This is a genomic window from Cupriavidus sp. GW822-FHT03E04, from assembly GCF_058801495.1.
Window position 1 is genome coordinate 48,046 of record NZ_JBXANI010000043.1, and the last position, 7,644, is coordinate 55,689.

At 68.6% G+C, this 7,644-nt stretch carries 7 protein-coding genes; 4 read left to right on the forward strand and 3 right to left on the reverse strand.

Annotated features, from left to right (window positions below; genetic code table 11):
• Positions 1 to 15: 15 nt before the first annotated feature.
• Both AC1RQC_RS37980 and AC1RQC_RS37985 read right to left on the reverse strand, forming a co-directional pair.
• Positions 16 to 1,521 (reverse strand): acyl-CoA synthetase, encoded by a 1,506-nt coding sequence (locus tag AC1RQC_RS37980; protein WP_492886551.1) that lies wholly within the window; start codon positions 1,519 to 1,521, stop codon positions 16 to 18.
• Entirely contained in the window at positions 1,521 to 2,453 is a 933-nt protein-coding gene (locus AC1RQC_RS37985) for an SDR family oxidoreductase (protein WP_492375862.1), read from the reverse strand. Before AC1RQC_RS37985 ends, AC1RQC_RS37980 begins: the two co-directional genes overlap by 1 nt.
• A 161-nt stretch (positions 2,454 to 2,614) precedes the next feature.
• Here AC1RQC_RS37985 and AC1RQC_RS37990 point away from each other — a divergent pair, with 161 nt between their 5' ends.
• The 3 genes from AC1RQC_RS37990 to AC1RQC_RS38000 all read left to right on the forward strand — a co-directional run bounded on the left by AC1RQC_RS37990 (position 2,615) and on the right by AC1RQC_RS38000 (position 5,595).
• Positions 2,615 to 3,547: a LysR family transcriptional regulator gene (locus AC1RQC_RS37990; RefSeq protein WP_174427655.1), complete on the forward strand. Its 933-nt coding sequence runs from the start codon at positions 2,615 to 2,617 to the stop codon at positions 3,545 to 3,547.
• Between the two features lie 127 nt (positions 3,548 to 3,674).
• Positions 3,675 to 4,211: a winged helix-turn-helix transcriptional regulator gene (locus AC1RQC_RS37995; protein WP_492375860.1), complete on the forward strand. Its 537-nt coding sequence runs from the start codon at positions 3,675 to 3,677 to the stop codon at positions 4,209 to 4,211.
• Positions 4,212 to 4,290: 79 nt separating this feature from the next.
• Positions 4,291 to 5,595: an MATE family efflux transporter gene (locus AC1RQC_RS38000; protein ID WP_492886557.1), complete on the forward strand. Its 1,305-nt coding sequence runs from the start codon at positions 4,291 to 4,293 to the stop codon at positions 5,593 to 5,595.
• A gap of 28 nt (positions 5,596 to 5,623) precedes the next feature.
• On the opposite strand, the gene AC1RQC_RS38005 is transcribed toward AC1RQC_RS38000, so the two are convergent.
• A complete protein-coding gene (locus AC1RQC_RS38005) occupies positions 5,624 to 5,845 on the reverse strand; it encodes a hypothetical protein (protein ID WP_492886553.1) in 222 nt (73 codons plus the stop codon).
• Between the two features lie 514 nt (positions 5,846 to 6,359).
• On the opposite strand from AC1RQC_RS38005, the gene AC1RQC_RS38010 reads away from it, so the two are divergent.
• Complete coding sequence (locus AC1RQC_RS38010) at positions 6,360 to 7,493, forward strand: metallophosphoesterase (RefSeq protein WP_492886555.1); 1,134 nt, start codon at positions 6,360 to 6,362, stop codon at positions 7,491 to 7,493.
• Positions 7,494 to 7,644: the final 151 nt, after the last annotated feature.

The window sequence follows — 7,644 nt, forward strand, 5'->3', positions numbered from 1 at the left end:
GGTGCCCGGTGCGGCTCAAACCCGCCGCGTGCGCCCTTCCCAGTACTTGTCGCGCAGGCGGCGCTTGGCCAGCTTGCCGGTATCGTCGCGCGGCAGCAACGCCTCCACCACGATGGTGCGCGGCACCTTGAAGCCGGACAGGCGCTGGCGCAGCCATTCGATGATGGCGCCCTCTTCCAGCGTGGCGCCCGCCACCGGTTGCACCATGGCCAGCAGGCGCTCGCCGTATTCGTCGTCGGGCACGCCGAACACCACACAGTCGGCCACGCCGGGATAGCGCACCAGCTCGTGCTCGATCTCGGCCGGGTAGATGTTCACGCCGCCGGAGATCACCATGTCGGAGGCGCGGTCGCAGATAAAGAGGTAGCCGTCGGCGTCCAGGTAGCCCATGTCGCCCAGGCTCACCAGGCCGTCGCGGTCGATGGCGCGGCGCGCTGCCTCGTTGTTGCGATAGGTGAAGTCCGGGTAGGCGGGCTGGCGCACATAGACCAGGCCGATCTTGCCGGGGGCGCAGGCAACGCCCTGCTCATCCAGGATGCGCACTTCGCCCTGGTCAACCGGGCGCCCCGCCGTGCCGGGCTTGGCCACGGCGTCGGCCGGCGTGGCCACGGTAATCATGCCGGCCTCGCTTGAAGCATAGGTTTCATGGATCACCGGGCCGAACCAGTCCAGCATGGCGCGCTTGACCTCGGGCGCGCACGGCGCCCCGGTCGAGGCGACAAAGCGCAGCGAGGACAAGTCATAACGGGCGCGCACGTCGGCCGGCACCTTGAGCATGCGCACATACATGATCGGCACCAGGTAGAGCACGTCGATGCGGTGCTTCTCCACCAGCGCCAGCACCTGCTCCGGATCGAAGCGCGCGCACAGCACCAGGCGCTCCCCAAGCTGCAACGCATTCTGGATGAACACGCCCGGTGCGCTGTGGTACAGCGGCGCGGCCATCAACGCGCGCGTGCCCTGCACGATGCCCATGGTCTGCGCCACCACCGAGCGCATGCGCGCAAGCTGCTCGTCCAGCGTGGCCAGCGGCGGCGCGGCGCGCAGCACGCCCTTGGGGCGGCCGGTGGTGCCAGAGGTGTAGGCCATGTGGCCGCGCGGCGCCACGCGCGGGCCATCGTAGGGCTGCTGCTCTGCAAGCCAGCTTTCGTAGCCGGTGGTGCCAGCGGGGCTGTCCTGGCCCGGCGCCGCCACGGCCAGCACCTGCACGCCTGCGGGCACCACGGCGCGCACGCCGTCCAGCAGGTCGGCGCTGACGATCAAGGCCCGGGCGCCGCTGTCGGTCAGCAGGAAGCGGATTTCTTCCGCCGTGAAGTGCCAGTTGATCGGGCAATAGTAAGTGCCGGCCGTGCGGCAGGCATGCACGATATCGGCAAAGACCGGGTCGTTGCGCAGCAGCACCGCGACCACGTCGCCTTCGCCCAGGCCAAGCGCGCGCAGGCCGCCGGCCAGGCGCGCGCCGCGCTCACTCAGTTCGGCGCCGGTACGGTGGATGTCTTCAAACAGGAGGTCAGCGGCCATCAGTTGTCTCCAGCCTGGCTAGGCTTGGTGGTAGAGCGGGTCGGGGTCGGTGCGTTGACGGTGCGCCCGGCACGATCGGCGGCGTTCGTGGCCGCGATGCGCTCGCGCGCGGCTTGCCATTCGGCATCGCCCCAATCCAGGTACTGCTTGAAATAAGCGCCGTTGGCAAGGTAGTCGCCGCCATCCAGCGCAATGGTCTGCCCGTTGATCCACGCGTTGTCGCGAGCCAGCAGGAAAGCGGCCAGGTTGCCGATATCCTGCGGCTGGCCGATGCGGCCCGTGGGGTTCTGGCCGCTCATCGCGTCTTGCTGCGCATCCTGCGGACGCAGGCGCGAGCCCGCGCCTTCGGTGGGGATCACGCCCGGCGCGATGGCGTTGCAGCGGATGCCGTGGCGGCCCCACTCCACGGCCAGCGACTTGGTCATGGCGTCCACGCCCGCCTTGGACATGGCGGACGGCACCACGAAAGGCGAGCCGGTCCAGACCCAGGTCACGACGATGGACAGGACCGAGCCGGGATGGCCGTCGCGGATCCAGCGCTTGCCCACGGCCTGCGTGGTGTAGAAGGTACCGCGGAAGACGATGTCCGAGATGGCGTGAAAGCCGTTGGGAGACAGATCCTCGGTGCGGCTGATGAAGTTGCCTGCGGCGTTGTTGACCAGGCAATCGAGCGGGCCGTGCCCGCTCCAGATGGTCTCGATCATGGCGTCGACGGCAGCCGCGTCGCGGATGTCCACCGCGTGCGTCACGACCTTGGTGCCGTGCTGGTGGCGCAGCACCTCAGCGGCCTCGTCCAGCACCGCCAGCCGGCGCCCGCACAGGTGCAGCTCCGCCCCCAGCCCCGCCAGGCGCTCGGCCATGATCAGGCCCAGCCCGGTGCCGCCACCGGTGATCAGCACGCGCTGGCCGGCGAAAAGATCGTTCTTGAACATGGTGTCTCCTGCTTGTTTCAGGGCGGTGTCGCGCCCGCCTGGCCCTGCCTTGGCGATCCCGCAGGGCATGGTCACTGTAGCCTCGGCTCCCCGTATCGACAATTCCCTCGCAGCGACTCACAATGTTGCGCCATACGCGACAATTCTCCATGGAATCCCGGATGGACCTCAACCTGATCCAGGCCTTTGTCGATATCGTCGAAGCCGGCAACTTGTCCGAGGCGGGGCGGCGGCGCGGCGTCACGCGCTCGCAGGTCAGCCGCCAGCTGCGCGAACTGGAGCACCAGGCCGGCGCGCAGTTGCTGCGCCGTACCACGCGCCGGCTAGAGTTGACCGAGGCGGGCCGCGCGCTTTACCAGCACGGGCTGCGCATCCTGCAGGAAGTGGCGTCCGCCCAGGCGGAGATCGACAGCCTTGGCACCACCCTGCGCGGCCACGTGCGCGTGAGCGTGCCGACCGGGCTGGGCGACACCTTCCTCGCGCCGCTGCTGCTGGAATTCACCGGGCAGCATCCCGGCATCTCGCTGCGCGTGTTTTTTGCCAACCGCGTGGTGGACCTGATCGCCGCGGAGATCGACGTGGCGCTCAAGGTGACTTCGCAGCCGCCGCTGGACCACGTAGCGCGAGACATCTGCGCCATCGACTGGCAGCTCTGCGCCTCGCCCGGCTACCTGGCCCGCCACGGCCCGCTGCAAACCCCGGCCGACCTGGCGCGCTGCCAATTCCTGTGCCCGCCCTATCCCGCCCGGCGCTTCGTGCTCACGCTCAACCGCGGCGAGCAGCGCGAAGAGGTGGAACTGAGCCCGCACCTGCAGTCCGAGCATTTCCCCTTCCTGATGCGCGCGGTACGCGACGGCCACGGCGTGGGCCTGCTGCCGGTCTACGCCGGCTGGGACGATGTGCGCGAAGGCCGGCTGGTGCCGGTGCTGACCGAATGGAAACCGGAAGGATTGGGCAGCCGGCTCTACATCATCACCACGCCCAACCTGCATCCGTCGATGGCCACGCGCACCTTGATCGACTTCCTGCGCGCGCGGATTCCGGCGCTGGATGTCTTCAGCGCCCCGGGTGGTACCGCTTTGTGCGCACCGTAGTCCCCGCACGCCGCTTGCAGCTCGCCAGCAAACTTTCAAATTGCAAGTTAAGATGCGCCGAAACCCTTGGCTTGCAAAACGAAAGTAAAAACCCGAGCCGACCCTGCAAGCCGCGCGAGAGGAGACCATGGGACATACCGACTTTGCCAGCATGCCTTGCCCGATTGCCCGCTCGATGGCGGTGCTGGGCGAGCGCTGGGCCATTCTTTTGCTGCGCGAGGCGTTCTACGGCAGCACCCGCTTTGATGAATTCCAGCGCCACCTGGGCATCGCGCCCAACATCCTCAGCGCACGCCTGAAGACGCTGGTGGAACACGGCATGCTGGAGCGCGTGCCGGCGCCCGACAGTGCACGGCATGCCTACCACCTCACAGAAAAAGGCCGCGACTTCTTCCCCGCCTTCGTGGCGCTGAAGGCCTGGGCCGACCGCTGGATGACCGACGAGCGCGGCCCGCTCACCTTGCTGCAGGACAAGCACACCGGCGCGGAGATCGCCACGCCGGCGCTGGCCCGCCCGGACGGCAGTCCGCTGACGCTGGACGACCTGCGCGTGGCGCCAGGCCCTGGCGCGGGCAGCTATCTGCGGCGGCGCTTTGGCGCCGCTGCCGGCCTGCAAACCGCGGACGAGCAACCGACAGACGAAACGGAGTCCAGCCATGAATGAGCCGCAAGCCAATCCCATGGCCGGAGCCGCGATGGCGCCAGCCGCAGCCGCATCCATTGCCACCCACGCACACCCGCTGATGCGCGAACTGATGCGCCGCATCCTGCTGCTGGCCGCGCCCACCAGCCTGATCGCCTTCCTGCAGGCAGGCGCGCAACTGATCGAGACCTGGCTGGCGGCGCGCCAGGGCACGGCGGCGCTGGCGGGCTGGGCGGTAGTGCTGCCGTTTGCCTTGCTGCTGCAGCAGATGTCCACCGGCGCCATGGGCGGTGGCGTGGTGGCGGCCATCGCCCGCGCGCTGGGCGCGAACAAGCGCGAGGAGGCCTCGTCGCTGGTGCTGCACGCACTCATCATCGCGGTCACGGCGGGGCTGGCGTTTGCCGTGGCGATGGCCGGCTTCCCGCGCGCCGTCCTGGGCGCGGTGGCGGGGCAGACCGCGGCGGACGCGGCCGCCACGTATGCCATCTGGCTGTTCGGCGCCGGCGCGGTGCCGGCCTGGCTGGCCAACACGCTGGCATCGGTGCTGCGCGGCGGTGGCCGCCATGCGCTGGCGGCGCGGGTGCTCTCGCTGATGTGGATCGTCTTCCCGGCGCTGGCCTGGACGCTGGCCGAGCCGGTGGGCATGGGCCTGGCCGGTATCGGCGCGTCACTGGCGGCGGTGTCGTGGGCGGCGGCGCTGGCCATGGCCTGGGTGGTGCTGCGGGGCGGCGCGGGGTTCGTGCCGATGCTGCGCATCCGTCCGTCACGCGCGCTGTTCACACGCATCCTGTCAGTGGGGCTGGTGGCCTGCGCGCTGGCCTCGGTGGCCAACCTGTCCACGATCCTTGTGACCACCCAGCTGCGCCACTATGGCACCGCCGCGGTGGCCGCATACGGCATCTCGGCGCGGCTGGAGTTCCTGATGATCCCGCTGGCGTTCGGCGTGGGCTCCGCGCTAACCGCGCTGGTGGGGCGAGCAGTCGGTGCCGGCGACTGGGCCACCGCACGCCGCACGGCCTGGGCCGGCGCGCTGATGGCGCTGGCGGTGGCCGGCGCGGTGGGTGCGGTGGTGGGACTGGCGCCGGATGCCTTTGCCGGGTTCTTCACCAAGGATGCCGAAGTGGCGAGCATCGCGGCGCGCGCGCTGTCCTGGGTCGCGCCGGCCTTCGGCGGCTTCGGGCTGGGCATGGCGCTGTATTTCGCGTCGATGGGCGCTGGCCGCATGGGCTGGCCGATCGCGGCCGGCATCTCGCGCATCGCGCTGGCCGCCGGCGGCGGCTGGCTGCTGGCGAACGTCGCGGGCATGGGCCTGGACGGGCACTTCCTGGGCGTGGCGCTGGGCATCACCGCTTATGGCATGGTGACGGCGTTTGGCGTGCGCGGCGCCAACTGGTCGGCGCGCTGAGCCTGAGTGGGCGGCGCAAGCGACCCACTCAGCGCATCACGGCGTGCGCGTTGCCGCTCAGCCCGGCATCCCTGACCTCGGTCGGCACCGCCGGCCATCCACCGCCCAGCGACTTGTACAAGGCTGCCGTGCCATTCAACACATCGACCTGTCCCTGAATGGCGGCGAGCTGCGCATCGAACACCTTCTCCTGCGCGGTGGTGACTTCGAGGTAGCTGGAGTTGCCGCCCTTGTAGCGCGCCCGCAACACGTCGGCCGCGGATATCCACCGCCTGACTGCTCTCCGTCTGTTCGACAAACTCGAAAGTGACCGGCGATTCCTGTGCCGCGGTCTTGATGATCTGCTCTGGCACCGCCCGCAGCGCCGCCGGCGGCACCTCGTGCTAGCCGCAGGTGGCCAGCAGCCACAGCAACGTGAGCGACAGCGCGCCGCCCCACAGCCAACCCGACGGGTTCATTTGCACCTGCGGCGGCTGCCGCAAGCATGCGCAACTGTTCATGCAAGTGGAACCACTGAGGTGGTGCAAGTAATTCAATCTGTCTTGCAAGCGACTTAAGTGCTTTCGGGCGCAGCTCACGCCCCTTGAATCTGCGGGCCGGGGGCCTCACGTACACCATCGATGCGCAAAACGGAAAAGCGGCTCAGCGCCGACAATTCCAGGACGCCCGCCACACTGTCACAGCGTCGCGGCGTCGCCGAAATGCTCTAAAACAATATCAATGCTGGAAGCATCCGGCCCCGACTCCCACACCCTGGAGGTGGCATGCCCCCTCGCACCACCGTTTTCGTCGCCGCCCTCGTGGTTGGCCTGCTCCACGGCTATATCGGCTTGCGCCTGTTACCCGACATGCCGGTATCCTTTGCCATCAAGGCGCTGGCCGTAGCGTGGCTGGCGCTGTCCTGGCCGCTGATTCCCGCAGGCCTGCTGGCGCGGCGCCTGGACCAGCCGTGGTCCGACGCGCTGACCTGGGTGGGCATGCTGGCCATGGGTTTCTTCTCTTCCTTGCTGATACTGACGCTGGCACGCGACGTCGTGCTGCTGTTGAGCGCGATGGCCGGCTGGCACCCGGCATGGCTGCTGCCCCGCTCCGCCGCCACGCTGCCGGTGCTGGCGCTGCTGGTCACCGTGATGGGATTTTTCAATGCGCGGCGGCTGGCGCAGGTGGTCGAGGTGGAAGTCCCCATCGCCGGCCTGCCTGACTCGCTGCACGACTTCACCATCGTGCAGATCAGCGACATCCACGTTGGCCCCACCATCAAGCGCGCCTACCTGGAGCGCATCGTCGCCCGCGTCAACGGGCTGGCCCCGGACGCCATCGCCATCACCGGCGACCTGGTCGACGGCACCGTGCGCGAGCTGTCCCGGCACACGGCCCCGCTAGGCAACCTGAAGGCCCGCCATGGCACCTACTTTGTCACCGGCAACCATGAGTATTACGCTGGCGCCGAGCCGTGGATCGCGGAGCTGCGCGGACTGGGCCTGCGCGTGCTGATGAACGAGCATGTGGTGATCGGGGAAGAGGAGGAAGCGCTGGTGCTGGCAGGCGTGACCGATTTTTCCGCCCACCGTTTCGACGAGAGCCACCGCAGCGACCCGGCGCGCGCGCTGCACGGCGCCCCGGCGGTGGTAGCCGCGCGCGTGCTGCTAGCGCACCAGCCGCGCACGGCGCCGGCTGCATCCACCGCGGGCTTCGACCTGCAGCTCTCCGGACATACGCATGGCGGCCAGTTCTGGCCCTGGAACCTGTTCGTGCCGATGCAGCAGCCTTATACCGCCGGGTTGAACCGGCATGAGGCGATGTGGGTGTATGTGAGCAGGGGGACCGGGTATTGGGGGCCTCCTAAGCGGTTTGGGGCGCCGTCGGAGATTACTAAGTTGAGGTTGGTGAGGAAGTGAAGGGGGGCTGCGGTTGCAGCGGCTTGACGTTGAGGGCTACGGCTTAACGTCAACTTCAACTGCAACCGCAACTACAACTGCAGTTTCACCACCCCTGCGGGGCGGCGACCTACTTTTTTGTCTTGCCAAAAAAGTAGGCAAAAAAGGCGCG

Bases quoted from the DNA above. Each gene is read 5' to 3' on its own strand.
- AC1RQC_RS37990 (WP_174427655.1), top strand. From the start codon at position 2,615: ATGGACCTCAACCTGATCCAGGCCTTTGTCGATATCGTCGAAGCCGGC.
- AC1RQC_RS38010 (WP_492886555.1), top strand. From the start codon at position 6,360: ATGCCCCCTCGCACCACCGTTTTCGTCGCCGCCCTCGTGGTTGGCCTG.
- AC1RQC_RS38000 (WP_492886557.1), top strand. From the start codon at position 4,291: ATGCGCGAACTGATGCGCCGCATCCTGCTGCTGGCCGCGCCCACCAGC.
- AC1RQC_RS37980 (WP_492886551.1), bottom strand. From the start codon at position 1,521: ATGGCCGCTGACCTCCTGTTTGAAGACATCCACCGTACCGGCGCCGAA.
- AC1RQC_RS37985 (WP_492375862.1), bottom strand. From the start codon at position 2,453: ATGTTCAAGAACGATCTTTTCGCCGGCCAGCGCGTGCTGATCACCGGT.
- AC1RQC_RS37995 (WP_492375860.1), top strand. From the start codon at position 3,675: ATGGGACATACCGACTTTGCCAGCATGCCTTGCCCGATTGCCCGCTCG.